General features: G+C 70.9%; 20 protein-coding genes. 10 read left to right on the forward strand and 10 right to left on the reverse strand.

Annotated features, from left to right (window positions below; translation table 11 throughout):
• Positions 1-78: 78 nt before the first annotated feature.
• Genes OG241_RS43555 through OG241_RS43565 form a run of 3 tightly spaced genes read right to left on the reverse strand, consistent with a single transcriptional unit; the run spans position 79 to position 2,589 of the window.
• Positions 79-726, reverse strand: coding sequence for a hypothetical protein (locus OG241_RS43555; protein ID WP_405823744.1), 648 nt, complete (start codon positions 724-726; stop codon positions 79-81).
• A 60-nt stretch (positions 727-786) separates the two neighbouring features.
• Positions 787-1,332, reverse strand: a complete 546-nt coding sequence (locus OG241_RS43560; RefSeq protein ID WP_405823746.1) for a hypothetical protein — start codon at positions 1,330-1,332, stop codon at positions 787-789.
• Positions 1,333-1,380: 48 nt separating this feature from the next.
• Positions 1,381-2,589 (reverse strand): pyridoxal phosphate-dependent aminotransferase, encoded by a 1,209-nt coding sequence (locus OG241_RS43565; protein ID WP_405823747.1) that lies wholly within the window; start codon positions 2,587-2,589, stop codon positions 1,381-1,383.
• An 86-nt stretch (positions 2,590-2,675) separates the two neighbouring features.
• On the opposite strand from OG241_RS43565, the gene OG241_RS43570 reads away from it, so the two are divergent.
• Complete coding sequence (locus tag OG241_RS43570) at positions 2,676-3,320, forward strand: winged helix-turn-helix transcriptional regulator (protein ID WP_405823749.1); 645 nt, start codon at positions 2,676-2,678, stop codon at positions 3,318-3,320.
• Positions 3,321-3,381: 61 nt separating this feature from the next.
• Here OG241_RS43570 and OG241_RS43575 read toward each other — a convergent pair whose 3' ends face one another.
• Genes OG241_RS43575 through OG241_RS43585 form a run of 3 tightly spaced genes read right to left on the reverse strand, consistent with a single transcriptional unit; the run spans position 3,382 to position 7,069 of the window.
• On the reverse strand, positions 3,382-4,194 hold the full coding sequence (locus tag OG241_RS43575) for a hypothetical protein (RefSeq protein ID WP_405826755.1): 813 nt from the start codon (positions 4,192-4,194) through the stop codon (positions 3,382-3,384).
• Between the two features lie 41 nt (positions 4,195-4,235).
• On the reverse strand, positions 4,236-5,504 hold the full coding sequence (locus OG241_RS43580; RefSeq protein WP_405823751.1) for a VWA domain-containing protein: 1,269 nt from the start codon (positions 5,502-5,504) through the stop codon (positions 4,236-4,238).
• 47 nt (positions 5,505-5,551) lie between these two features.
• The gene (locus OG241_RS43585; RefSeq protein WP_405823753.1) at positions 5,552-7,069 is read right to left on the reverse strand and encodes an IucA/IucC family protein; all 1,518 of its coding nucleotides are present in this window, start codon (positions 7,067-7,069) and stop codon (positions 5,552-5,554) included.
• Positions 7,070-7,206: 137 nt separating this feature from the next.
• On the opposite strand from OG241_RS43585, the gene OG241_RS43590 reads away from it, so the two are divergent.
• From OG241_RS43590 to OG241_RS43605, 4 genes are all read left to right on the forward strand, one after another.
• Positions 7,207-8,721 carry an IucA/IucC family protein gene (locus OG241_RS43590; RefSeq protein WP_405823755.1) on the forward strand — a complete coding sequence of 505 codons (1,515 nt, stop codon included), beginning with the start codon at positions 7,207-7,209 and terminating at the stop codon, positions 8,719-8,721.
• A gap of 181 nt (positions 8,722-8,902) precedes the next feature.
• Positions 8,903-11,269 (forward strand): protein kinase domain-containing protein, encoded by a 2,367-nt coding sequence (locus OG241_RS43595; RefSeq protein ID WP_405823757.1) that lies wholly within the window; start codon positions 8,903-8,905, stop codon positions 11,267-11,269.
• A 248-nt stretch (positions 11,270-11,517) separates the two neighbouring features.
• Complete coding sequence (locus tag OG241_RS43600) at positions 11,518-12,429, forward strand: HipA family kinase (protein WP_405823759.1); 912 nt, start codon at positions 11,518-11,520, stop codon at positions 12,427-12,429.
• A 5-nt stretch (positions 12,430-12,434) separates the two neighbouring features.
• Positions 12,435-12,731 (forward strand): SelT/SelW/SelH family protein, encoded by a 297-nt coding sequence (locus OG241_RS43605; RefSeq protein ID WP_405823761.1) that lies wholly within the window; start codon positions 12,435-12,437, stop codon positions 12,729-12,731.
• Positions 12,732-12,735: 4 nt separating this feature from the next.
• Here the strand turns inward: OG241_RS43605 and aceB are convergent, their stop codons facing one another.
• Together aceB and OG241_RS43615 are read right to left on the reverse strand one after the other, a co-directional pair.
• A complete protein-coding gene (gene aceB, locus OG241_RS43610; protein ID WP_405823762.1) occupies positions 12,736-14,367 on the reverse strand; it encodes a malate synthase A in 1,632 nt (543 codons plus the stop codon).
• 142 nt (positions 14,368-14,509) lie between these two features.
• Positions 14,510-15,109, reverse strand: a complete 600-nt coding sequence (locus OG241_RS43615) for an NTP transferase domain-containing protein (RefSeq protein WP_405823764.1) — start codon at positions 15,107-15,109, stop codon at positions 14,510-14,512.
• A 168-nt stretch (positions 15,110-15,277) separates the two neighbouring features.
• Between OG241_RS43615 and OG241_RS43620 the strand changes: the two genes are divergently transcribed.
• Entirely contained in the window at positions 15,278-15,589 is a 312-nt protein-coding gene (locus OG241_RS43620) for a DUF5955 family protein (RefSeq protein WP_405823766.1), read from the forward strand.
• Between the two features lie 96 nt (positions 15,590-15,685).
• Here the strand turns inward: OG241_RS43620 and OG241_RS43625 are convergent, their stop codons facing one another.
• The gene (locus tag OG241_RS43625; protein WP_405823767.1) at positions 15,686-16,492 is read right to left on the reverse strand and encodes an IclR family transcriptional regulator; all 807 of its coding nucleotides are present in this window, start codon (positions 16,490-16,492) and stop codon (positions 15,686-15,688) included.
• A gap of 282 nt (positions 16,493-16,774) precedes the next feature.
• Here OG241_RS43625 and allB point away from each other — a divergent pair, with 282 nt between their 5' ends.
• The 3 genes from allB (at position 16,775) to OG241_RS43640 (ending at position 19,924) form a co-directional block, all read left to right on the forward strand.
• Complete coding sequence (gene allB, locus OG241_RS43630; protein WP_405823768.1) at positions 16,775-18,115, forward strand: allantoinase AllB; 1,341 nt, start codon at positions 16,775-16,777, stop codon at positions 18,113-18,115.
• 77 nt (positions 18,116-18,192) lie between these two features.
• Complete coding sequence (gene alc, locus OG241_RS43635; RefSeq protein ID WP_405823770.1) at positions 18,193-19,314, forward strand: allantoicase; 1,122 nt, start codon at positions 18,193-18,195, stop codon at positions 19,312-19,314.
• A gap of 223 nt (positions 19,315-19,537) precedes the next feature.
• On the forward strand, positions 19,538-19,924 hold the full coding sequence (locus OG241_RS43640) for a ribonuclease (RefSeq protein ID WP_405823772.1): 387 nt from the start codon (positions 19,538-19,540) through the stop codon (positions 19,922-19,924).
• A 316-nt stretch (positions 19,925-20,240) separates the two neighbouring features.
• Here the strand turns inward: OG241_RS43640 and OG241_RS43645 are convergent, their stop codons facing one another.
• Positions 20,241-22,667: a SpoIIE family protein phosphatase gene (locus OG241_RS43645; RefSeq protein WP_405826757.1), complete on the reverse strand. Its 2,427-nt coding sequence runs from the start codon at positions 22,665-22,667 to the stop codon at positions 20,241-20,243.
• A gap of 337 nt (positions 22,668-23,004) precedes the next feature.
• Between OG241_RS43645 and OG241_RS43650 the strand changes: the two genes are divergently transcribed.
• The gene (locus OG241_RS43650) at positions 23,005-25,695 is read left to right on the forward strand and encodes an RICIN domain-containing protein (RefSeq protein WP_405823774.1); all 2,691 of its coding nucleotides are present in this window, start codon (positions 23,005-23,007) and stop codon (positions 25,693-25,695) included.
• Positions 25,696-25,737: the final 42 nt, after the last annotated feature.

The following is a 25,737-nucleotide window of genomic DNA, read 5'->3' on the forward strand; positions in this document are numbered from 1 at the left end:
CTGCTCGGCTTCACGACGAGGGCGCAAGCGTACTGAGCGGTTGCTCACAGCCGTCAACCGCCTTCGCGTATCCGGCAGTTACTTCCGGCGGGGTGACGCCAGCAGATAGCGCGCGCCGGTACGCGGTTCGGTGTGCTCGCCGACCTGCCAGCCCGTCCGCTCCAAGGTTGCCGCGCAGGCCCGCAGGGCGGCACCGTCGTTCTCGCGCACGGCGACGGCCTCCGGCTGCGGAGTCGCCCGCACCCGGTAGCCACCACCGACCCCGCCGCCGTCCTCGGGGCGGTGCCCGGCCGCCTCCAGCGCCAGCGCGGCGGCCTGCACCAGATGCGTACGCTCCCAGCCGCACGGACGGTCCGTGGCGCCGTCCGTGTTGGTCATCCGGCGCAGCTCCAGCAGCCCCTGCCAGGCACTGTGCACCTCACGGGTCCGGGCGGGCCCGGCGGCCGGTATCTCCTCCTCGCCGCCCACCCGAGCGGCGAACACCCCCGGGGCCCCGGAAGCGGGGACGGCCTCGGCCGGGGCCGGCGTGTCCGGGTGTCTGGCCTCCTCGCGTACGCGGTGGCCGGACGGCGTCAGGAAGTGGGCGTGCGGCGGCCGCGGGTGCCGGAAGGCAAGCCCTCGCTTCACCAGCGCGGCGAGCTGGAACTCCGTACCCCGCAGCCGTCCGGTGACGGGGTCGGCGGCTTCGATGACGCGTCGCTGGGCGGGGGTCGGCGGACGGGTCATGGCGCACTCCTCCCCGGTGGTCGGCCGATGAGGTCGAACGGTCATCGACCCTTTCGAAGACTACGACCCGGGTCTGACATCGCGAGCCCAGCGCTCCAGCTCGGCGAACTCGCGCTCCCCGAGACCCCGGCGCGGGTCGATCCGCAGCAGAAGTGCCGGCCCGGCGTGATGTTCGGCCACATGGCGGACGTCGAGGTCGGTGATCAGGTCGTCGACCCAGACGAAGGGGCGGCCCTCGGCCCACTCCACGACGCGCCGTGTCTTCCAGTACAGGCCGTCGGGGTCCTCGGCGAACAGGTTGGTGAACTCGATCACCGGGAGGGCGGCCGGCAGCCCGATCACCGGGCCGATCATCTCGTTCGCCTCGTGCATCCAGGTCGTGGCCCACGCCAGGTCGTACGGCAGGGCGAGCAGCCGGGCGCCGTGTCCCGGGTGCAGCCGGATCCGCAGGCCCCGCCGGAGCCGGCGCGAGCCCGGTTTCTGCCGTGCGGACCAGTTGGCGGGGTGCACCCGGCGGGTCACGTAGCCCCGGTGGCGCAGCAGCCGGGCGCGGAACGGGTTGAGGGGGCCGTCGACATCGAGGAGCAGCAGCGGTCGGTCCGTCATGGGGAAGGGCTACCCATGGCGGACGCGGGTCGACCGCCCCGGTCGGCGTTACTGCCGATAACCGCTCAGGAACCGCCCGATCCGGCTGATCGCCACGTCCAGGTCGTCCGCGTACGGGAGCGTGAGGATGCGGAAGTGGTCGGGGGAGGGCCAGTTGAAGCCGGTGCCCTGCACGACCTGGATCTTCTCCTGGAGTAGCAGGTCCAGGACGAACTTCTCGTCGTCGTGGATCTTGTGCACGGCCGGGTCGAGGCGCGGGAACGCGTACAGCGCGCCCTTCGGCTTGACGCAGGAGACGCCCGGGATCTCGTTGAGGCGTTCCCACGCGCGGTCGCGCTGTTCGCGCAACCTGCCGCCGGGGGCGGTGAGTTCGTGGATGGACTGCCGGCCGCCGAGCGCGGCCTGGATGGCGTACTGCGCGGGCGCGTTGGGGCACAGGCGCATCGAGGCCAGCATCGTCAGGCCCTCGAGGTAGCTGCGCGCGTGCTGCTTCGGGCCGGTCACCACCAGCCAGCCCGAGCGGAAGCCGGCCACGCGGTACGTCTTCGACAGGCCGCAGAAGGTGAGGACGACCAGGTCGGGGGCGAGCGCGGCGGCCGAGTGGTGCACCTCGTCGTCGTACAGGATCTGGTCGTAGATCTCGTCGGCGAAGACCATCAGGCCGTGGCGGCGGGCCAGGTCGAGGATGCCCTCGATGATCTCCTTCGGGTAGACCGCGCCGGTGGGGTTGTTCGGGTTGATGATGACCACGGCCTTGGTGCGGTCGGTGATCTTCGCCGCCATGTCGTCCAGGTCCGGGTACCAGTCGGCCTGTTCGTCGCAGAGGTAGTGGACCGCCTTGCCGCCCGCGAGGGTCGTGACGGCCGTCCAGAGGGGGAAGTCCGGGGCGGGGATGAGGACTTCGTCGCCGTCCTCGACGAGGGCCTGCACGGCCATCGAGACCAGTTCCGAGACGCCGTTGCCGAGAAAGACGTCGTCGACGTCGACCTCCAGACCGCGTTCCTGGTAGCGCTGGGCGACGGCCCGGCGGGCGGAGAGGATGCCGCGCGAGTCGGTGTAGCCGTGGGCCTGCGGCAGCATGCGGATCATGTCCTGGAGGATCTCCGGCGGTGCCTCGAAGCCGAAGAGCGCGGGGTTGCCGGTGTTGAGGCGAAGGACGCTGTGGCCCGCCTCCTCCAGTGCGTTGGCGTGCTCGATCACCGGTCCGCGGATCTCGTAGCAGACCTCACTGAGCTTGCTCGACTGCCGGAACTCCATGCGCTTACGCCCCTCCGGTTCGTGTGTTGCTTGGTTTTACCAAGTTTCAGCTTGGAAAGTCCAACAACATGTCTAGACTGCGTCGCATGTCACCTCGCCGAAGCTACGACCAGCACTGTTCCGTCGCTCGCGCCCTCGATGTCGTCGGCGACCGCTGGACTCTCCTGATCGTCCGGGAGCTGCTGGCCGGTCCGCGCCGCTACACCGACCTGCACACGGACCTGCCGGGCGTCAGCACGGACGTACTGGCCTCGCGGCTCAAGGACATGGAGCGGGACGGCCTCACGACCCGACGTCGGCTGCCTCCGCCCGGGGCCGCATACGTGTACGAACTCACCGGCCGGGGACGCCAGTTGCTGCCCGTGCTGCAGGCGCTGGGGGAGTGGGGCGGGCCCGAGCTGGGCGAGCGGCGCGCCACGGACGCCGTACGGGCCCACTGGTTCGCGCTGCCCCTGCTGCGCGGGCTGGACGCGGTGGACGGCGTGAGTGGCGGAGGGCTCGTCGAAGTCCGGCTGGAGGAAGGCGAGTTCCATCTGTACGTGGGTGCCCAGGACGTTCCGGTGTACGGCGCCGGCCCCGCGCCCGAGGAGCCCGACGCCCGCCTGTCGCTGGACACCGGCACGTGTGCGGCGGTCGGCCGGGGCGACCTGAGCGTGCTGGACGCCGTACGGGACGGACGTATCGAGGTGACCGGCGACGGGACGCTCGCCAAGGCCCTGCGCGAGGCCTGAGACACGGCATGCCCGCCGCGACCCTGCGCGGCGGGCATGTTGACGTACCGTCAGCTCCGGGTCAGGCGCCCGGCGGAACCTGCCTCGGCCGGCCCGAGCCGCGCGTCAGGGCGTAGCCGCCGACGCCCGCCAGAGCGGCCAGCGCACCGCCGATCGCCGTCCAGACCCAGCGGTCGGACCACCAGCCGGAGGACCAGCCGTCGTCGGGCTCGATGCTCGACAGCACGGCGGACGCCGTCGAACTGTCCTCTGCCTCCTCGGAGTTCTCGGACTTGACCGCGATCCCGGGAACCAGCGGCTCGGCCAGTGAGCCGTCCACGGCCGCCGCGCCGCCGATGTCCTTGGAGTCCACCCGCACTTCGGCCCCGACCGGGAGGCCGAGGTCGGAGGTCGGAAGGTTCACCGCCGTCAGCCGGACGTAGTACGTGCCCGGCAGCGGGTCGTTGGCCCACTGCTCAGACCAGGCGCGGACCGTGCGCAGGACGCACGCCAGCTCCACGGAGGCGGTGCCGGCGTCGGCGGTGCGCGTCTGGGCGCCGTACTGGCAGGCCTGGCGGCGCCGCAGACCGTCGTACACGTCGAGCTGCCAGGTCTCGGAGGCGTGGGTGCCCGGCAGCTTCACCGTCGCCTTGACGGTGGGGCGTTGACCGGAGTCCGCAGGGAACGACCAGTACAGGTAGTCGCCCGCGGAACCGCTCGCGGTGGCCTGCTGGCCTTGGTCGAACTCCGTCGCCGTACGGAACGACGTGCCCGCCGAGGTGGGGGCCGAGCTGCCGTCCGAGGGGCTCGGGGAGGGCGAGGCGTCGGCGACGGCCGGGGCCGCGGCCAGCCCGAGCAGCAGCACGGCCGAGCCCAACGCGCGTGTACCGCGCAGCAGTTGTCTTGCCCTAACTCGCATCACTCGCACAACTCGCATCAGTTGGTCCTCCATACCGAGACCCGCAGGCGCGAGATCCAGCCCCACAGAACACCCGTGAGGAAGCCGAACAGGACGAGCGCGCCCAGCAGCCACCAGCCGCGGCCGAGACCGAAGGAGGCCACGTCGCTCGCCTGGCTCGGGCCGTCGACGACGTCCACGGTCAGTTCGAGCGGCAGACCGGGCGCGGACTTCACACCACCGGCCGCCGAGAAGGAGTTGGTGACCTGGAGACACACGGTCTCGGCGGCCGGCTTGTCCGCGTCGTCGTCGCTGTCCGCCTTCGCATAGCGCAGACCGGTCGAGATGACGTCGGTACGACCGGTGCCGTTGCCCTCGCCGCGGACGATCTCACGGCCGTGCGTGGTCACCGCGCGCAGCAGCACCCCGTAGTCCGGGTTGACGGCACGGTCGGCCGACACGCTCACCGAGGCGCGCAGTTCCTTCCCCGGGTACACCTCGACGCGGTACCAGCGCTGCTGGCCGAACTCCTCGCGGTCCGTGTAGAGACCGGACTTCACCGCCGGAGCGTTCGTACATCCCGCCGCGCCCTCGACGGCCACCGGCGTCACCACCGGGTCGGCGGCGCGGACGACCAACTGGTTGACCTTGTCGGTGAGTTCCTCGGTGTGCTCGACCGACGTGTACGTCCCGCCGGTCGCCTCCGCGATACAGCTGAGCTGCTGCCGCATCTTGGTGTTCGGGACCAGGCCGAGGGTGTCGATGGTGAGGCCGATGCCCTTGGCCGCGATCTCCCGGGCCACCTCGCACGGGTCGAGCGGCGCGCAGGTGTCCTCGCCGTCGCTGATGAGCACGATGCGCTTGGTGCCCTCACCGCCGTTCAGGTCGTCGGCGGCCCTCAGCAGCGAGGGGCCGATCGGCGTCCAGCCGGTGGGCGTGAGCGTCGCGACCGCCGCCTTGGCCTCCGTGCGGTCGAGCGGGCCCACCGGGTAGAGCTGCGCGGTGTCCTTGCAGCCCTCCTTGCGGTCGTCGCCCGGGTAGTTGGCGCCCAGCGTGCGGATGCCGAGCTGGACCTCCTCGGGTGTCGAGTCCAGCACCTCGTTGAACGCCTGCTTCGCCGCGGCCATCCGCGACTGGCCGTCGATGTCGCGCGCCCGCATCGAACCGCTGACGTCGAGCAGGAGATTGACCTTGGGAGCGAGTGCGGTGGTTTCGTCGGCGACGGCTTCGGCCGGGACCGCGATCCCGGCCGCCAGGGCGGTGAGCAGGGCGCAGGCGCCCGCCGCCAGCCGTTGTCTTGTGATCATCGACGGATCCTATTGACAGTGGGCGACCCGCTTCAAAACGGGGCCCGTCAGCTGCCCTCTTTCGTCACCTCTCCCAAGGGGTTGGGCAGTTGGGTCCACAGATCTCCCGGCGAGTCCGGTGACAGCCGCATCAGGGTCAACGCCTTGGTGGGCAGCGGCTGCTCGAGCAGCGCCAGCAGATCGGGCGTGCGCGGCAGCCCTCGTACGGCCGTCTCCAACGCCTCCCGCAGTGCCGCTTGGGAACCGGCGGTGGCACCCAGCGCCCCCGCCACCAGCGAACCGAACAGCTTGCGGCGCAGGGCGGGTTCGTCGTCGGTGACGATCCGTCCGGTCAGCTCCGGCGCCGCGATGCCGTGCTGGGCCAGCCGGGCCGGGCTGACCCGGATGTCGGCGAGGTCGCGGTAGACCAGCCGCAGCGGGTCCCCGGTCGCCGACAGCACGACGAGGAGATTCTGCCCGTGGGCCTCCAGGGCGACGCCCAGATCGAGCAGGCGCAGACCGACGGTGAGGGCGAGACGGGTGAACTCGGCCAGCCAGGACGGAGACCGAGGAAAACCCGTGGCGGCGAGGGCGCCCACGGGAACGACGTACTCGCCGGCCCCCGGGTCCGCGTACAGGTCGGGCGGCTCCCTCAGCACCGCCGCCAGATCGGGGGAGTCGGCGGTGACCGCGCCGAGGGTGCGGGTGATGTGCAGCAGCCCGTCGAGACGCGCGGCCATGGACTCCATGAACGCCGACACCGTCGCCGCCGTCTCGATCGAGTACGGCGAGATGTCCCGCACCGAGGAGGTGAGCCGTGCGCTCAACGCCGTCTTGACGTGCTGTCCGCCCTCCGGGAGCGCCAGACCGCGCAGGGACATCAGCGGATGCGCCGACAGCCCACCCCGGGTGGGGAGTCGGAGCACATGTTCCGCCTGCCAGGGGTGCACCGGGATCAGCGGACGCCCGCCCTCCCGCAGCCACTCGGGCCACTCGCCCCGCACGGCACAGTCGCCCGCCGCCACCAGCGCCAACTCCACGACCGGCCGGTGCTCGGGCCCGTACGCGAGCTGCTCGGCCACCGAGAACCCGGGCCGGGAACGGCAGTTGGGATGGAAGGGATGCCCGTCGACGACCCGCTGCTCCCACTCCCAGCCGGTCCCGGGGGCACGCGGGACGTGCTCCTGGTCGGCGCGGGACAGGGCCAACGAGGCGACACTGTGGCCGAGTTCGACCGCGAAGGCGGCCCCGTGCGGGACGCCCAGGTCCGTCATCAGCCGCGCCGGGTCCTCGTACGACACCGCCCCGAACCGTGTCCCGAGCCGTACGGCGGTGACCCGACCGTCGACGGCGTACGGATCGGCGTACGGGCCCTCCAGCCGGCGGCCGTCCGCCAGCAGGAGATCCGCACCGCTCTCACGTCGGACGATCCACGGCAGCGGCTCGTGGACGAGCGCCCGCCACAGCCGGGTCAGGACGGCGGCCCGCGCGCCGGGCAGCTCGGCCGCGTACCGGGCGACGAGGTCGGGCCGCACGGCGGCCAGTTCGTCGGCGACCTCGGCCTCTGCGCTGGAGGGACGGTGCACGGGCGGGCTCCTCGGGTGCGGGTTTGGCTGCGGGTATGTGCTGGTGAGCGGGCGTGGACGACGACCTACATACTGATCGCCGGCCCAGCGCGGGAAACCGCGACCGCAGGGAAGCACCGTAAGAAACGAGGGAACGCGTGGACCCCACCAGGCCCCCCACCGCACCCCCGGCGACGCCCGCCACACCCGACGACACCGGAGCGCGTGCCGACGCGTACGCGATCGCGCCCCTGCTCAACTGCCTGCTGCGGGAGGTGGCGCAGCCGCTCCCCGGCCCGGGCGAGCCGCATGTGTACCGACTGCCGAGTGGGGAGCGTCTGCTGCGTGTGCGCGGGGGACGGCGGCCCGCCGCGCCCGAGGTGAACACGGGCGGCGACACCTGGCACCCGGTCGGCCACGCCGAACTCGTCAAGCTCGTGGCCGAGGAACTCCAGGCGCACACCGGCCTGTCCAACCCCGAACTGCCCGCCGAGATGGCCGACAGCCGGGACGCGCTCGCCGCACTGCTCACCGCCCGCGCCGCCACCACCCCGCCCGACGACCCGTACCGGCGCTCCGAGCAGTCCCTCCTCACCGGGCACCCCTACCACCCGGCGCCCAAGGCACGCGGCGGCGGCCCCGTCGCCGGCTGGCTGCCGTACGCGCCCGAGGCGTACGCCGCCTTCCCGCTGGTGCTGCTCGGCGTGCGCGAGGACGCGGTCGCCGAGGAGGGCGACGTGTCCGCCCTGGACACCTTCGGCACGGCCCCGCCCGGCTACCGGCTGCTGCCCGCCCACCCCTGGCAGCTCGACCTCGTCGGCCCGAGCCTGACGGACGCCTTCGCGGACGGCCGGCTGATCCGGCTGGGCACGACCACGTTCGACACCTGGCCCACAGCGGCGATCCGCACGCTGTACGCGCCCGAGCACGACCTCTTCGTCAAGTTCAGCCTCGACGTCCGTATCACCAACGACGTACGCCGGCTCTGGCGCCACGACCTGCGGAAGCTGCGCCGCACGGACGCGGCGGTCGTCGCCGCCGCGGAGGGCCGACCGGTCTGGCTCAGCGATCGGGGCTACCGCACCGCCGACTTCGCCTTCGAGGAGCTGGCGGTCATGGTCCGCGACGGCCTGCGCGACCATGTCGTACCGGGCGCCACCCCGCTGCTCGCCGCCGCGCTGGTCGAGGGCTTCGACGGCAACCCGCTGGACGAGCTCGCCGACCCGGGCGCCTGGTGGACGGCGTATCTGCGGTGTGCCGTGCCGCCGGTCGTCGAGCTGTTCGCACGTTCCGGTGTCGTCGTCGAAGCCCACGTCCAGAACTGCCTGATCTCGGTCGACGCCCACGGAACCCCCGTACAGGCCCTGTACCGGGACGCGGAGGGCGTGAAGCTGCTGCCGGACGTGACGCGGGCGGCGGGCTGGGAGCGGCTCGTGTACTGCCTGGTCGTCAACCACCTCACCGAGGTCGCGGAGGTGCTGCGCGAACGCCACCCGGGCTTCGACCCCTGGCCGGCCGTACGCCGGGAGCTGTCCCGCCACGAGCTCCCCGAGGCCGCCGCACTTCTCGCCTCGCCCACCCTGCCCGGCAAGACCAACCTGCTGCTGCGCTGGACCGGCGCCGACGGCGCCGACGCCCGGTACATCCCGCTGCGGAATCCGCTGACCGGGTGAACCGGCGGGGTGAACCGGCGGGCGAAGGGGAACCGTTCCGGACCAGATGACGTCATGAGCGGCACATCTAGACTGATGGCCGGTAGTGGGGCATCGCGGCTCATTAGGGCCGCACGACGGGGACGGGGGGCCGGGGCGATGAGTTCCCACAGCCGGACCGGAGAGGTGAGATGGGGGAGTCATGAAACCGCTCGGAGCAGGTGATCCCGCCTCTGTCGGGGAGGGCAGGTACCGGCTGGTCGGACGGCTCGGCCAGGGCGGAATGGGCGTCGTCTACTTCGGCCGGTCGCGGTCGGGCCGGGCGGTGGCCGTCAAGGTCGTACGGCCCGAACTGAGCACGGATCCGGGCTTCCGGCGCAGATTCGCCGACGAGGTGGCCGCCGCCCGCCGCGTCGGCGGTTTCCACACCGCGCCGGTCGTGGACGCCGACCCGGAGGGCGAGCCGGCCTGGCTGGTGACGGCCTACATTCCCGGCCCCACCCTGCGGGACGTGCTCGACCAGGTGGGTCCCCTTCCCGCCGACACACTCACCGTGCTGGCCGCCGGCCTCGCCGAGGCGCTGGCCGCCATTCACCAGGCCGGGGTCATCCACCGCGACCTGAAGCCCGCCAACATCATCGTCGCGGAGGACGGCCCCCGGGTCATCGACTTCGGCATCGCGCGGGCCCTCGACGGTACGGCCCTCACCCAGACCGGGTTCCAGATCGGCACGCTCGGCTTTCTCGCGCCGGAGCAGCTCGTCGGTGGCACGCTCACCCCCGCGGTGGACATGTTCGCCCTGGGCGTGGTGCTCAGCCAGGCGGCGGGCTGCACTCCCTTCGGCGACGGGGGGTCGGCCGCCTGGGCCTACCGCGTCGTCCACGAACAGCCGGACCTCTCGGGCGTGCCCGACCCGCTGCGCGGACTGATCGCGGCCTGTCTGGCCAAGGACCCGCTCGACCGCCCCGGTCCGTCGGAGTTCCTCGACCAGCTCACGGTCCGGCATCCGTCGGACACCTGGCTGCCCGCCGAGGCGACCGCGCTCATCCGGAGACAGGCCCCGGCGGTGTACCTCGCGGCAGCGGACCGCCCGTCGGCGGCGCCCACCGATCCGCGCGCGACCTTGTCCGGGCCACCGCCGGTCACCGACGGGCAGGCACCGGCCACCGATCCGCGTACGACGGTGTCCGGCCCGCCGCCGACCGCCGGGGAGCAGGCTTTGGGCAGGGACCAGCGTGCGACGGTGTCGGGGGCGCCGCCTGTTGCCGATGGGCGGGCCCTGGCCCGGGACCAGCGTGCGACGGTGTCCGGGACGCCGCCTGTTGCCGACGGGCAGGCCCTGGCCGGGGACCGGCGTGCGGCCTTGTACGGGCCGCCGCCGGTGGCTGACGGTCGGGCGCCGGCCACTGACCCGCGTCCCACGCCCGCCCAGTCGGCGGCTGCCGAGGGCCGGACCGTGGCCTCCCACCCCCTGACCGTCCAGTCGTCGCCCGGCCGCGGCTTCGGGCCGCCGCCGGTCCTCTCACCGGCTCCGGTCCCGTCCGGCGGGTCCGCCCCGCCCGGCGGTGCCGGACCGTCGAACGGGACCGGGGCCCGGCGCGGTCGCCGAGGGACGGTCGCCGTAGCGGCGCTGCTGGTCGCGGCGTCTGTCGCGGGGCTGCTCGTGTGGCAGCCCTGGACCGGTTCCGACGACCCCGGAGCCGCCAAGGCCGGCGGAACCTCGCCGTCGCCCAAGCGATCGACCCCCGCCGCGTTCCCCGACGCCCCGTTGCTGGTCCGGCTGGACACGCAGCCCGGATCGTCGGACTGCCACAGCGTGATCGGCCGCCGCGACTCCACCACCGACAACCCCGTACAGCTGATCGACGGGACCTGCGACGCCCTCCCGCAGTGGTCCCCCGACCGCAAGTCGTTCGCGTTCACCCGCAAGACGGCGGAAGGGGCGGCCGTGTGGACGGCGAACGCGGACGGTACCGGCGTCCGCCGGATCGCCGCCATCGCGGGCGGCCGGGTCTCCTGGTCCCAGGACGGCAAGCGACTGGCCGTCCTGCGCCGCGCGGACGGTGTGCAGCAGCTGTTCGCCGTGAACGTCTCGGACGGCTCCGCGCAGCAACTGACCACCGGCTCCGGGAAGGTCGAGGACCCGGCCTGGTCCCCCGACGGCAAGCTCATCGCCGTCTGCCTGCAGAAGACTTCGGGCTGGCAGGTCCACGTCGTCGATCCGGCACAGCCGGGCGCCGAACCCCAGCAGGTGACCCACCAGTCCCGGCGGGCGCTGGACGCCGTCTGGTCCCCGGACGGCCGCTACCTCGCGTACACCGCCGGAGCACCCGGCAAGGGGACGGGGGGAGACATCCACATCGCCAGGGCCGACGGCAGTGACGACAAGACACTGGTGCAGACGGCCGCCCAGGAGATGGACCCGGTGTGGTCACCGGACGGCAAGTGGGTGGCCTTCGTCCGGGGGCCCTTCGACCGGCCGGCGATCTGGGCGGTCCGCGCGGACGGCACGGGCGCCCGCAAACTCACCACCGGCAGCACACCGGAGGGGCATCCCTCCTGGAACTGAGATCGGTGCGAAAGACCGCCACGAGATTGGGTAGCACAGCCACCGTGCGCTGCGAGAACCAAGCGCGTACGTCGTGCTGATCGAGAACCAAGACAGCGCATGCACCTCCAAGCTGTGCGGTACAAACCGGGCTGGTTTCAACCCGGCTGGTGTTGATCGTGGAAGACCTGTCGGGTCGTTGACCCGTAGGCGGCGTGAGCCAGGAATCCCTTTGCTTCAGCTGGGGGAGGATTCAATATGCTCACGGCATGAGAGAGGTCACGGCAACCCGCTACGTCGAGCCCCTGAGATCGGGCGGTTCCGTCCCAGGGGTGGTCGAGGCCGACGACCTCGGCACCTACGTCGTGAAGTTCACCGGCTCCGCGCAGGGCCGCAAAGCGCTGGTCGCCGAGGTGGTCGTGGGGGAACTGGCACGCGCCCTGGGACTGCGCTTCCCCGAGCTGGTCCTCGTCCACTTCGACCCGGCCATCGGCGCCCACGAGCCCCACCAGGAGGTCCAGGACCTGCTGCACGCCAGCGCCGGCCTCAACCTCGGCATGGACTACCTGCCGGGCGCCAAGGACTTCACCCCGGAGACGGCGGCCTCGTTCGACGTCGATCCCCTGGAGGCGGGCCGCATCGTCTGGCTGGACGCCCTCACCGTCAACGTGGACCGTACGACGCACAGTTCCAACCTGATGGTCTGGCCCACCTTCGGCATCGCGCCGCCGCGCCTGTGGCTGATCGACCACGGCGCCGCCCTCGTCTTCCACCACCGGTGGGACCTGTCGGCGCCGGAGAAGGCGTACGACTTCCGCCGCCACGCCCTCGGCCGCCACGCCCCGGACACCCGCGCCGCCGACGCCGAACTGGCGCCCCGCGTGACGGAGAAGCTGCTGCGCGAGGTGCTGGCCGAGGTGCCGGACGCCTGGCTGGAGGCCGAGGGCGACTTCACGACCCCCGACGAGGTCCGGGACGCGTATGTGACGTACCTCCACGCGCGCGTGGAGGTGTCCGCGTCCTGGCTGCCCACCGACTTCCCCGGCCGCGAGGAACTGGCCGCGGAAGACGCGCGACGCGCGGCGAAGACACAACGGGAGCGGCCGGCCTGGCTCAAGCAGGTCCCCGACCTGCACGGCAAACCGGCGGCGGAACAGGATTGGTCGGTGCATCTCGGATGAACCACGTGGGACCGGTAGTACAGATCGAGTACTGCACCCAGTGCCGTTGGCTGCCCCGCGCGGCCTGGCTGGCACAGGAGTTGCTCACCACCTTCGAGACGGAGTTGGGCGAGCTGTCGCTCAAGCCCGGTACCGGCGGCGTGTTCGTCGTCCGGGTCGACGGCGAGGTGGTCTGGGACCGCAGGGAACAGGGCTTCCCGGAGCCCACGGCCGTGAAGCAGGCCGTACGCGACCGAGTGGCCCCGGGAAAGTCCCTGGGCCACTCGGACAGGCAGGACGGGCCGGACAAGCCGGCTCCTTAGAAGGTCAGCCCCTGAGCTGCTCGTACGCCGGCAGGGTCAGGAAGTCCGCGTAGTCGTCGTCGAGGGCGACGGTCAGCAGCAGGTCGTGGGCCCGCTGCCAGTTGCCGGCCGCGAAGGCCTCCTCGCCGATCTCGGCGCGGACGGCCGCGAGTTCCTCGGCGGCGATCTCGCGGGCCAGCTCCGGGGTGGCCTTCACCGTTTCTCCCGCGTGCTCGAACTCGACGCCCGCGTTGATCCACTGCCAGATCTGCGAGCGGGAGATCTCGGCGGTCGCCGCGTCCTCCATGAGGTTGAAGATGGCGACCGCGCCGAGCCCGCGCAGCCACGCCTCGATGTAACGGATGCCGACCTGCACGGCGTTGACGAGTCCGTCGTACGTCGGCTCGGCCTTGAGGGAGTCGACGGCGATCAGGTCGGCGGCCTCGACATGGACGTCCTCGCGGAGGCGGTCCTTCTGGTTCGGCCGGTCGCCGAGGACCGCGTCGAAGGAGGCCATGGCGATCGGGACCAGGTCCGGGTGGGCGACCCAGGAACCGTCGAAACCGTCGCCGGCCTCCCGGTCCTTGTCGGCCTTGACCTTCTCGAAGGCCACCTTGTTGACCTCTTCGTCGCGCCGGGACGGGATGAACGCCGCCATGCCGCCGATCGCGTGCGCCCCGCGCTTGTGGCAGGTACGGACGAGGAGTTCGGTGTAGGCACGCATGAACGGGGCCGTCATCGTCACGGCGTTGCGGTCCGGGAGGACGAACTTGGCGCCGCCGTCACGGAAGTTCTTGACGATCGAGAAGAGATAGTCCCAGCGGCCCGCGTTCAACCCCGAGGCGTGGTCGCGGAGTTCGTAGAGGATCTCCTCCATCTCGTAGGCGGCCGTGATCGTCTCGATGAGGACGGTCGCGCGGACGGTGCCCTGCGGGATGCCCACGTAGTCCTGTGCGAAGACGAACACGTCGTTCCACAGGCGGGCTTCGAGGTGCGACTCGGTCTTGGGAAGGTAGAAGTAGGGGCCCTTGCCGAGGTCGAGCAGCCGCTGCGCGTTGTGGAAGAAGTACAGGCCGAAGTCGACGAGAGCGCCGGGCACCTGCTCGCCGTCGAGCTGGAGGTGGCGCTCGTTCAGGTGCCAGCCGCGGGGCCGCATGACGACGGTGGCGAGTTCGCCGGCCGCCTTCAGGGCGTACGTCTTGCCGCTCTTCGGGTCGGTGAAGTCGATGTTCCGGGTGTAGGCGTCGGCCAGGTTGACCTGTCCGAGGACCACGTTCTCCCAGGTCGGCGCTGAGGCGTCCTCGAAGTCCGCGAGCCAGATCTTCGCGCCCGAGTTGAGGGCGTTGATCGTCATCTTGCGGTCGGTGGGGCCGGTGATCTCGACGCGCCGGTCGTTCAGGGCTGCCGGGGAGGGGGCGACCCGCCAGGAGTCGTCGGCGCGGATCGCGGCGGTCTCGGGGAGGAAGTCGAGGGTCGACGTACGGGCGATCTCGGCGCGGCGCTCCGCACGGCGCGCGAGGAGTTCGTCACGCCGGGGCGTGAACCGCCGGTGCAGCTCGGCCACGAAGGCGAGCGCCGCGTCGGTGAGCACCTCCTCCTGCCGGGGCAGGGGCTCGGCGTCGACGATGGCCAGCGGGGACGGCGCTGGTGCGGACATGAGCGGTCACTTCCTTCAGCGGTTTGCTGTGAGCTGTTGTGAGCTGCTGGGATCGAATGTTTCTGATCAGTGGATGCTAGTTTCCTCATCGTGGAAGTTCAATCATTTGTTGACGTCGAGAATCTTGGTGGCGAGCAGCCGGTCACGCCAGGCGGTCCAGGTCGGACGGTGTGTCGATGTCGTACGGCTCCGCCACGTCACCGCACTCCACGAGGGTGATCGTGTCCTCGTGCGCCCTGAGATAGTCGCGGGCACCACGGTCACCGACCGCTGACGCCGCGACGCCCGCCCAGTGGCCGGCGCCGAACAGCACCGGATGCCCCCGGGTGCCGCCGTACGTGGCCGCCACGAGGGACTCCCCGGACGTGTACGCGGCGAGCACACGGGCCATGGCCTCCGGCCCGATGTCCGGCTGGTCGACCAGCGAGACGAGGACCGCGCCGGCCGGGGTGCCGCGCAGGGATGCCAGCCCGGCCTGCAGCGAGGACCCCATGCCCCCCTCCCACTCCGGGTTCTCCACCACAACGCAGTCGGGCAGGACCGCCCGCTTCCGTACGTCGTCGGCCTGGGCCCCGAGGACGACATGGACCGGGGCGCAGCCCGCCGTGCGCAGGGCGTCGGCCGCGCGTTCGACGAGAAGATGCCCGTGGTGTTCGAGCAGGGCCTTGGGCCGCCCGCCGAGGCGTCGCCCCCCGCCCGCCGCGAGCAACAGCCCTGCCACCTGGTCCGCTTTCTCCGTCATGTCTCCTGCATACCTGACCCGGCGCCGGACCGCCGGTGTTCAAGGGCTGAAATTCGGTCCATGGTGTGGCGCCTGTCGCGTGGTTGGCGTTTACTGTCCCGCGTCCCCGGCGCCCGACCATCGCCATGGGGGCGTGCGGGGCGCACGTGCGGCCAGTGGGGGAGAGCTGTGTTGCGGAGCTTGGGGCAGAGGTCGGTGACCGGCAGCGGCGAGGATCCGAGGGTTGCGGAGTTGCGGACCGCGGTGTCCCGGCTGCGCCGTGAACTCGCCGCGCACCCGGCCGAGTTCCCCGACCGTGGCATCGCCGAGGACGAACTGGCCTCCCTGGCCGCGATGGCGATCACGGGGAGCCCCGAAATCCCGCGCCTGCGCCGCTCGTTGCTCCTGATCGCCGGCGCGATCGGCTCGGTCAGCGCACTCGCCCGTGGCCTGTCGGACGTCCGCGCGGCGGTGGAACTGTTCGGCAGTCCGCCGCGCTGAGCTCCGCTGGATACGCCGATTCGAGCGCCGCGGTTCGGTAGGGGCCTGTCGGGCGGTTCCCGCACCCCTGAGGGGCGCGGGCCGTCGGGGCGGAGATCAGTGGGTGGGGCTGCCCGAGCTGGCCAGGGTCACCGACAGTTCGGCCGCGACCTGCTTCAGTACGGGCACGATCCGCTCCGTCGCCTCCTCGGTGACCCGGCCCGCCGGGCCCGAGATCGAGATCGCGGCGGCCGTGGGGGAGTCGGGGACGGAGACGGCGAGGCAGCGGACGCCGATCTCCTGCTCGTTGTCGTCGACCGCGTAACCGAGGCGGCGTACGTCCTCCAGGGCGGCCAGGAAGCTGTCCGGGGTCGTGAGGGTCTTCTCCGTCGCGGCCGGCATGCCCGTACGGGCGAGCAGGGAACGCACCTCGTCCGGCGGGAAACCGGCGAGCAGGGCCTTGCCGACGCCGGTGGAGTGCGGCAGGACCCGCCGGCCCACCTCCGTGAACATGCGCATCGAGTGCTTGGACGGAACCTGCGCCACGTACACGATCTCGTCGCCGTCCAGGAGCGCCATGTTGGCCGTCTCGCCGGTCTCCTCGACCAGCCGGGCCAGATAGGGGCGGGCCCAGGTGCCGAGCAGCCGGGACGCGGACTCGCCGAGGCGGATCAGGCGCGGGCCAAGCGCGTACCGGCGGTTGGGCTGCTGCCGTACGTAGCCGGAGGACACGAGCGTGCGCATGAGCCGGTGGATGGTGGGCAGCGGCAGCCCGCTGCTCACGGACAGTTCACTGAGGCCGACTTCACCGCCCGCGTCCGCCATGCGCTCCAGCAGATCGAAGGCACGCTCCAGGGACTGGACACCACCGCCGGCGGCGGCGGGTTTGGCGGCGTCGGTGGAGCTGGCGCTGGGCGTCGGCACGGCGCGTTCCTTTCACGGCTGACAGGCGATGGTGCAGCCTACCGGTCGGTTGCTTGACGGCCTGCTGGTGTATGGCTACGTTCTGCTTTCCGGAACTCTAATTCCGTCTTGTGGAAACATCCAGGTCGCCGCTCCGGTTGGCATCGGACCGGGTGGGTCGGCAGGGTGACTCTTGACGGTGTGGGGCGCTCGGTGAAGACTCCTTCAACAGAAAGTTGAATTCCGTTACGTGGAAGTAAACGACGGGATTCACGGTGCAGAGGTGACAGAGAGGGGTCCGGCGTGCCCGACGTCGAACTGGTGTTGCGCTCGACGCGCGTCATCACACCCGAGGGGACGCGTGCGGCCACCGTCGCGGTCGCCGACGGCCGGATCGTGGCCGTACTCCCGTACGAGGCCGACGTACCGTCCGGCGCGCGTCTGGAGGACTTCGGCGACGATGTCGTGCTGCCCGGGCTGGTGGACACCCACGTCCATGTCAACGACCCCGGACGCACCGAGTGGGAGGGCTTCTGGACGGCGACGCGTGCCGCCGCGGCCGGCGGGATCACCACCCTCGTCGACATGCCCCTCAACTCCCTCCCGCCGACGACGACGGTCGGCCACCTCCGTACGAAGCGGGAGGTGGCCGCGGACAAGGCGCACATCGACGTCGGTTTCTGGGGTGGCGCGCTGCCCGACAACGTCAAGGACCTGCGCCCGCTGCACGACGCGGGCGTCTTCGGCTTCAAGGCGTTCCTGTCACCGTCCGGGGTGGACGAGTTCCCGCACCTCGACCAGGAGCGACTCGCCCTGTCGATGGCCGAGATCGCCGGCTTCGACGGACTGCTCATCGTGCACGCCGAGGACCCGCACCACCTCGACACGGCCCCGCAGCAGGGCGGACCGGAGTACGCGCACTTCCTCGCCTCGCGCCCGCGCGGCGCCGAGGACCGGGCGATCGCCGGCCTGATCGAGCAGGCGAAGCGCCTGCACGCGCGCGTGCACGTCCTGCACCTGTCGTCGAGCGACGCGCTGCCACTGATCGCCGCCGCGAAGGCGGAGGGGGTGCGGATCACCGTGGAGACGTGCCCGCACTACCTGACCCTCACCGCCGAGGAGGTCCCGGACGGGGCGAGCGAGTTCAAGTGCTGCCCGCCCATCCGCGAGGCCGCCAACCAGGACTTGCTGTGGCAGGCGCTGGCCGACGGCACGATCGACTGCGTGGTCACCGACCACTCGCCGTCCACCGCGGACCTCAAGACCGCCGACTTCGCGACGGCGTGGGGCGGTATCTCGGGGCTCCAGCTGAGCCTCGCGGCGGTGTGGACCGAGGCCCGGCGCAGGGGGCACTCCCTGGAGGACGTCGTGCGCTGGATGTCCACCCGCACGGCCGCGCTCGTCGGCCTCGACGGGCGCAAGGGCGCGATCGAGGCGGGCCGGGACGCCGACTTCGCGGTACTGGCGCCGGACGAGACGTTCACCGTGGACCCGGCAGCACTGCAGCACCGCAACCGCGTGACGGCGTACGCGGGCAGAACCCTCAGCGGTGTCGTCCGCTCGACCTGGCTGCGCGGTCAACGCATCGTGGCGGAGGGCGAGTTCACCGACCCGAAGGGGCAACTCCTCACCCGTACCCCCTGACCCGATCCCCTGACCGGATCCCCCTCCAGGCACCCGCAACGGCCGACACCGAAGTCCGAAAGGCAGAACTGATCACCGTGACCGCGACTGTGAGCTTCACCGGCGACGCGAACCCCTACGGAGGCGGCGACCCGTACGCGGACTACCGCACCGCGGACTTCCCCTTCACCCAGTACGCCAACCTCGCCGACCGCCGCCTCGGGGCCGGGGTGATCGCCGCCAACGACGAGTTCTTCGCCGACCGCGAGAACATGCTCGTGCCCGAGCCCGCCGAGTTCGTGCCCGAGCACTTCGGCCACAAGGGCAAGATCATGGACGGCTGGGAGACACGGCGCAGGCGCGGTGCGTCGGCCGAGCACCCGTGGCCGACGGCACAGGACCACGACTGGGCGCTGGTACGGCTCGGCGCGCCGGGCGTCGTACGCGGCATCGTGGTCGACACCGCCCACTTCCGCGGCAACTATCCGCAGGCCGTGTCCGTGGAGGGTGTGTCGGTGCCCGGCTCCCCGTCCCCGGAGGAACTGCTGGCGGACGACGTGAAGTGGACGACGCTGGTGCCGCGCACCAAGGTGGGCGGTCACGCGGCGAACGGCTTCGAGGTGTCGCTCGAACAGCGCTTCACGCACCTGCGGGTCAACCAGCATCCGGACGGGGGCATCGCGCGCCTGCGGGTGTACGGCGAGGTCGCCCCCGACCCTGCCTGGCTGGCGGCGCTGGGCACCTTCGACGTGGTCGCCCTGGAGAACGGCGGCCGGGCCGAGGACGCGTCGGACCGCTTCTACTCACCGGCGTCCAACACCATCCAGCCGGGGCGCTCCCGCAAGATGGACGACGGCTGGGAGACGCGCCGGCGCCGCGACCTGGGCAACGACTGGATCAGCTACCGGCTGGTGGCCCGGTCGGAGATCAGGGCCGTGGAGATCGACACGGCGTATCTGAAGGGCAACAGCGCGGGTTGGGCGACGGTGTCGCTCCGGGACGGCGACGGCGAGAACGGGGAGTGGACGGAGATCCTCCCGCGCACCCGCCTCCAGCCCGACACGAACCACCGCTTCGTCCTGCCGGCCCCGGTGGCGGGCACGCACGCGCGCGTGGACATCTACCCCGACGGTGGGATCTCGCGCCTGCGCCTGTTCGGCTCCCTGACGGAGGAGGGGTCGGCGGAACTGACGGCCCGGCACCGGGAACTCGGGGGCTGACGCGACGGACGGTCACATGCCGAGAGGTGTCCACGCGCGCGTGGACACCTTGTTCGAGGCACGGACCGCCCATGTGGGGGCAAGGCCTCCGCGCACCAGAACGTGTAGATCGCATGCAGATGCCGCGCGTCAAGTTAACTTCCCGAAAACTCATCGGACTTGACGGGAAAATCTCCGGAGTTGTCATTGACATGTCACTGTCTACGCGCGTCATCATGAAGCCATGAGATTCCCCCCACGGATCACTCGCATCGGCGCCGCAGCCGCCGTCCTGTCCGCCCTCGTCGTCGGTGGCGCCGTCACCGCGACCCCGGCGGCTGCCGCGGTCGGCAGCATCTGCTACACCAAGCTGCCCTCCCAAGCCCACGACACCCTGGACCTGATCGAGCAGGGTGGCCCCTACCCGTACTCGCAGGACGGCGTCGTCTTCCAGAACCGGGAAGGCGTCCTGCCGAGTCACTCCTCTGGCTACTATCACGAGTACACCGTGATCACGCCGGGCTCCTCCACGCGCGGTGCGCGCCGCATCGTCACCGGCGAGAAGACCCAGGAGGACTACTACACCTCCGACCACTACGCCACGTTCAACCTGGTCAACTACGGCTGCTGAACCCCCACGCATCAGCCCGAGGAACAGTGCAACCCGGGAAGTCCGGTCCTGCGTTCAGCAGGGCCGCCAACTGCCCCGGCGGTCGGCGCGCATCACTGAACAGATGTGCGGTGAGAGCCCACCTGGTGATGTGAGCCGGGCGTCGACCTAGTTCCTGACAGCAGAACTCCTTGCCCCGCGCACCCCCCCACTTCGCCATAGGCCGCGGGGCAAGGCAGGAACCTGAAGCCGAGCCGGCCGACGTCTGTGCCGACGAGCCACCTCGTTGCTTCCGACACGGATCGCCGGCCCCGCAGTGCCGACGAAACGGGGACGCTCACGTCGGCAGCGGCAACTCCGCCCAGATGGTCTTTCCGGCGGGTGTCTGCCGGCTGCCCCAGCGCTCCGCGAGCTGGGCCACGAGCAGGAGCCCGCGTCCGCCCTCGTCGAAGGAGCGGGCCCGCCGCAGGTGCGGGGCGGTGCTGCTGCCGTCGGAGACCTCGCAGACGAGAGCGTCGCCGCGCAGCAGGCGCAGTTCGATGGGCTGGCTGCCGTAGCGGATGGCGTTGGTGACCAGTTCGCTGACGATGAGCTCGGTGGCGAAGGCCAGCTCGTCCAGTCCCCAGACGCTCAGCTGGTCGCTCGCCATCTTGCGGGCCCCGGCAACGAGGGCGGGATCCGTGGGCAGCCGCCAGGTGTGCACCCGGTCGGGCTCCAGCGCGGATGTCCGGGCCAGGAGCAGCACGATGTCGTCGGCGGGAGCGGCGGGTATCACCTTGCGGACCACCCGGTCGCAGATGTCCTCCAGGCCGGACGGTGGATGGCTCAGCGCATCCCGCAGCAGGCCGAGCCCCTTGTCGATGTCCCGGTCGGCAGCCTCGATCAGCCCATCCGTGTACAGAGCGAGCACGCTGCCCTCCTCCAGGTCGACCTCGACCGCTTCGAACGGCAGCCCACCGACGCCGAGCGGCGGGCCGGCGGGCAGGTCGAGGAACCGCACGGTCCCGTCGGGGGTCACCAGGGCAGGCGGCGGATGACCGGCGCGGGCCAGACGGCAGGTGCGCGAGACCGGGTCGTAGACGGCGTACAGGCACGTGGCGCCCACCTCGCCCGATGCGCCGCTCGTCGATCCCCGGGCGTCGGGTCCCTCCTCCCGGTCGAGCCGGACGACCAGGTCGTCGAGCTGGGTGAGCAGTTCGTCCGGGGCGAGGTCGACGTCGGCGAGCGTACGGACCGCGGTGCGCAGGCGGCCCATCGTCGCGGAGGCGTGGATGCCGTGGCCGACCACATCACCCACCACGAGGGCGACCCTTCCTCCGGACAGGGGGATGACGTCGAACCAGTCGCCGCCGACCCCGCTCGCGGAACCCGCCGGCAGATACCGGTAGGCCAGGTCCACGGCCGTCGTGGAGGGCAACCGCTCGGGCAGCAGGCTGCGCTGAAGGGCGAGTGCGGTCCGGCGTTCCTGGGTGTAACGCCGGGCGTTGTCGATACTCACTGCCGCCCTGGCGGCGATCTCCTCGGCCAGCAGCAGGTCGTCGTCGCCAAAGGGCTTCGGTGTGCGGTGTCGCACCAGATACACCAGGCCCAGGGTGACGCCGCGGGCGCGCAGCGGTACGAGCAGTACCGAGTGCATCCCGTACCGTCGTACCGCCTCGGCGCGCGCCGGGGACTCCGCCAGCCACTCGCGCAGCACCGGGTCGCCGATGCGGTGCCGGGTGCCCCGGCCGGTGCGCAGTGCCCAGGCTGCCGGGGAGCGCGGGGGGCGGCTCGCCGTCTCGCCCACCGCGATCGCGGACTCGGGACACCCGGGGAGCACCGAGGCATGGGCGGCACGGCACAGCACGATCTGCTCGGTGGGCGACACCGGTTCCGGTTCGTCCCCGCGGACGACGGACTCCAGCAGGTCGACGACGACGAAGTCGGCGAATCCCGTGACCGCCACCTCCGCGAGCTCCTCCGCGGTCCGACTCACGTCGAGGGTGCTCCCGATCCGCGCACCGGCCTCGTCGAGCACCTCCAGGCGCCGTCGGGCCCAGTACTGCTCGGTGGTGTCGATCACCATCGCCGACAGGCCCTGGACCGAGCCGTCCGGGTCCTTGAGCGGGGTGAGATACACGGACCAGGCGTGCTCGTCGACCTCGCCCAGGCCCCGGCCCGGCCGTTGCTCACTGTGGAGCGCCTCCCCGGTGCGCAGGACCTCGCGCTGGAGGCGGTCCATCTCCTTGTGGCTCGGCTGGATCTCGGTGAGGGTCAGACCTTCCATCTCCTCGCCGGTCAGGCCCATGGCCTGGCTCATCACCTCGTTGCAGGCCACGAACAGGGCGCGGTGGTCGTAGACCGCGACGGGCAGCGGAAGCTGCGCGAGCGTCCGGTCCCACAGTTCGGCCGCGTCCGCGGCGCGTGGACCGGAGGCGTGGGTCACCGTGGCACCCGTGACGAGCCAGAGGGAACCCGTTCCCCCGGTCGACAGCGGCGCGCCGCGCAGCCGTACGAGGATCCGGTCGCCGTCACGGTGGCGCAGCGCCACCTCGCTGGTCCAGGGCTCGCCGGCGGCCATCCGCCGACCGGCCGGGTGGGGGAGGTCCGCGGCGAGAAGGTCGGCGACCGGACGGCCCACGACGTCGTCGGGCGTGTGTCCCAACAGGGCCTGGGCACCGGAACTCCACGCCATGACTCGCAGACCGGCATCGACGACGACGGCGAAGTCCTCTGGTACTCCGGTGCCCAATGCCGCGCCGGAGCCGATGGACCGGTTGTCCATGGGACGACCCACTCTCGTTCCTGCCGTGACGACGGCCCCGTCGGCACCACGCGTCACGGGCGGTGCCACCAGGATCGCGCCCCGGCACGCTCGGCTCAACCGATGGCCAGATCCCAGATAAGAATCCTAGATAAGTACGACTCATTTTTGATGAGGGCTGTCGATAAGTTGTAGCTCCGCGTGCATACCGAAAGGGCTGGAGAGGCTCTGAACTGCTACTTCATTGACTCTGGTTGCGGGCTCGCCAAAATATACCTGCTCATTCCCTTGACCGGTGCCCTCTGTAGCCCCGATAAATGCAACTCATGAGCAACGTGGCTCAGAGAGGACACCGCACATGAGACCCCTACGCCTCGCCGGACTCGCCAAGGCACTCGCGGCCGGCATTGTCGTCTTCGCGACCGTACTGCCGGCCCAGCCGGCGCAAGCGGCCACGACGAACTTCTACGTCGACCCCACGGGCGGCAACGACAGCAACTCCGGAACCAGCACCACCGCCGCCTTCAGGACCATCCAGGCGGCCCAGGCCGCCGTCCGCGCCGCGAACACGAACATGTCGAGCGACATCGTCGTGAACCTGCGCGGCGGCACCTACAACCTCACCAGCCCGATCACCCTGGGCACGAGCGACTCCGGCACGAACGGCCACACCGTCGTCTACCAGGCCTACAACGGCGAGACGCCCGTCATCAGCAGCGGCCGGACGATCACCGGCTGGACCGCCGCCTCGAACGGCGAGTACAAGGCGTCGGTGGGCAGCCTCAACTTCCGTCAGCTGTACGTCAACGGAGTGCGCGCCACCCGCGCGAGGTACCCCGACCTGGGCTCGGACTTCCAGCTTCAGGGCAGCGACAAGACCAACAAGCTGCTGCAGGTGCTCAGTTCGCAGATCTCCAACTGGAGCAACCTCAGCCAGACCGAGATGGTCCTCGAACTGCAGTGGGCCGAGAACTACCTGCGGCTGAAGTCGTTCACCACCGCGGGCGGCACCGCCAACGTCTCCATCCAGGACCACGAGGCCGGCATCCTCTTCCAGCGGCCCTTCCCGGTCCTGTCCAACGGCTCCCCGCTGCACTTCGAGAACGCCCACGAGTTCCTCAACGAGCCGGGCGAGTTCTACGTCGACACGGCCGCGCAGACGCTCTACTACAAGCCGCGCTCCGGCGAGGACATGTCCACCGCCACCGTGCAGGCACCCACCCTGCCGACGCTCGTGGAGGTCAAGGGCACCAGCCTCGACGCCCCGGTCCACGACCTGCGCTTCTCCGGCATCACCTTCACCCAGACCACCTGGATGGAGGCGACCAACAACGGTCTGCTGAACGGCCAGGGCGGCCTCTACAACCTCTCGGCCGACTCCTCGAACCACCAGTACGCCGACCGTCCGCCGGCCGGGGTCCACGTCGCGGACGCCGACCGTGTCTCCTTCACCGGGAACACCTTCACGCAGATGGGGTCCACCGCCCTCGACCTGCACCACGGTGTCCACGACAGCGGCGTGACCGGCAACGTCGTGTACGACATAGCGGGCAACGGGATCATGGTGGGCAAGTTCTCCGATCCCACGGTGGAGTACCACACCATCTACAACCCGCCCGTCTCCCCGGCCGGTGAGGACGTCCGCGAGGTCGTCAAGAACGTCACCGTCAACGACAACCTGATCACCCGGATCGGCGAGGACTACCTGGGCACCGCCGGCATCAACGCGGGCTTCGTCAACAGCACCACCATCAACCACAACGACATCAGCGACGCCCCGTGGGCCGGTATATCGCTGGGCTGGGGCTGGCAGTCCGCGGCCAACGCGGAGGGCAACAACAGCATCAGCTACAACCGGCTCGGCAATGTGCTGAACCGGCTGTGCGACACCGCCGGCATCTACCACCTCTCCAACGACCCGGGCACCGTCATCAACGGCAACTACGTGCACGACGTCGTCCGGAGTCCGGCTGCCTGCGGTTCCGCGGTGGCGGGCGTCTACCTGGACGAGGGCTCCAACAACATGACCGTCTCCAACAACGTGCTGTCGCACACGGACGGTTTCATCAACCAGAACGTCAACGGCAGCAACGTGACCCTGTCCGGCAACGCGACCTCGGGCACCTCGGTGATCCAGGCCTCCGGGCTGGAGCCCGCCTACCAGTCCCTGTCGGCGCGGCTCAACCTCGCCTACAACAAGCCGGCGACCGCGTCCACCGTCCTGAACTCCGGCGTGGCGGCGTCCAAGGGCAACGACAACGACAGCTCCACCGGCTGGTCACCCACCGGGACCGACACCTCGGCGTGGTGGCAGGTCGACCTCGGCCAGGCCTACCAGCTCGGCCAGTACTCCCTGACGATGCGCCAGGACATCGACCAGCCCGAGACGCGCGGCAACTTCGAGATCCGCGCCTCGAACGACCCGTCGTTCGCCACCTACACCGTGCTGGGACGCCAGGGCGCCACGACGCTGCCGATGGCCTCCACGCTGACAGGGAACATCGACGTCCGCCAGAGTTTCCGTTACGTGCGGGTCGCCAAGACCGACGGCGCCTACTTCTTCTTCTCCGACTTCAGCGTGCAGCAGGCCGGTGGTGCGCTGGAGGACGCGACCGGCGCGCCGAACGTCAACCCGTCGACGTACTACACCATCAAGAACGTCAACAGCGGCCAGCTGGCGGACGTCTACCAGGCCTCCCCCGCCGACGGCGCGAGCGTCGTCCAGTGGCCGGCCAACAGCGGCACCAACCAGCAGTGGAACCTCGTCCAGGTCAGCGGCCAGCTCTACAAGATCGTCAACAGGAACAGCGGCAAGGCCCTCGACATCAACGGTGCGACTCACTACAGAGGGAGCAATCTGCAGCAGTACACCTACGGCGGCGGCAACAACCAGCTCTGGTACTTCGAGCCGACCAGTGGCGGATACCTCATCCGCAACTTCGAGACCAAGCAGGTCCTGGAAGTCAGCGCCGGCTCGACGGCCAACGGTGCCGCCATCGACCAGTGGATGGCACTGAACCAGTCCAACCAGGCGTGGACGATCCAGTGACCGGATGACGCGGTAAGGGTCAGAAAGACGGCGGGGCCGGAA

Origin of the sequence: Streptomyces sp. NBC_01390 (genome assembly GCF_045040105.1) — a bacterium.
In the GTDB taxonomy this organism is placed as follows: Bacteria; Actinomycetota; Actinomycetes; order Streptomycetales; family Streptomycetaceae; genus Streptomyces.

Coding starts and splice junctions, on each gene's coding strand:
- OG241_RS43645 (WP_405826757.1), bottom strand. CDS start 22,667: ATGGACAACCGGTCCATCGGCTCCGGCGCGGCATTGGGCACCGGAGTA.
- OG241_RS43615 (WP_405823764.1), bottom strand. CDS start 15,109: ATGACGGAGAAAGCGGACCAGGTGGCAGGGCTGTTGCTCGCGGCGGGC.
- OG241_RS43560 (WP_405823746.1), bottom strand. CDS start 1,332: ATGACGGACCGACCGCTGCTGCTCCTCGATGTCGACGGCCCCCTCAAC.
- OG241_RS43570 (WP_405823749.1), top strand. CDS start 2,676: ATGTCACCTCGCCGAAGCTACGACCAGCACTGTTCCGTCGCTCGCGCC.
- OG241_RS43565 (WP_405823747.1), bottom strand. CDS start 2,589: ATGGAGTTCCGGCAGTCGAGCAAGCTCAGTGAGGTCTGCTACGAGATC.
- OG241_RS43650 (WP_405823774.1), top strand. CDS start 23,005: ATGAGACCCCTACGCCTCGCCGGACTCGCCAAGGCACTCGCGGCCGGC.
- OG241_RS43600 (WP_405823759.1), top strand. CDS start 11,518: ATGAGAGAGGTCACGGCAACCCGCTACGTCGAGCCCCTGAGATCGGGC.
- OG241_RS43595 (WP_405823757.1), top strand. CDS start 8,903: ATGAAACCGCTCGGAGCAGGTGATCCCGCCTCTGTCGGGGAGGGCAGG.
- OG241_RS43640 (WP_405823772.1), top strand. CDS start 19,538: ATGAGATTCCCCCCACGGATCACTCGCATCGGCGCCGCAGCCGCCGTC.
- aceB (WP_405823762.1), bottom strand. CDS start 14,367: ATGTCCGCACCAGCGCCGTCCCCGCTGGCCATCGTCGACGCCGAGCCC.
- OG241_RS43555 (WP_405823744.1), bottom strand. CDS start 726: ATGACCCGTCCGCCGACCCCCGCCCAGCGACGCGTCATCGAAGCCGCC.
- OG241_RS43580 (WP_405823751.1), bottom strand. CDS start 5,504: ATGATCACAAGACAACGGCTGGCGGCGGGCGCCTGCGCCCTGCTCACC.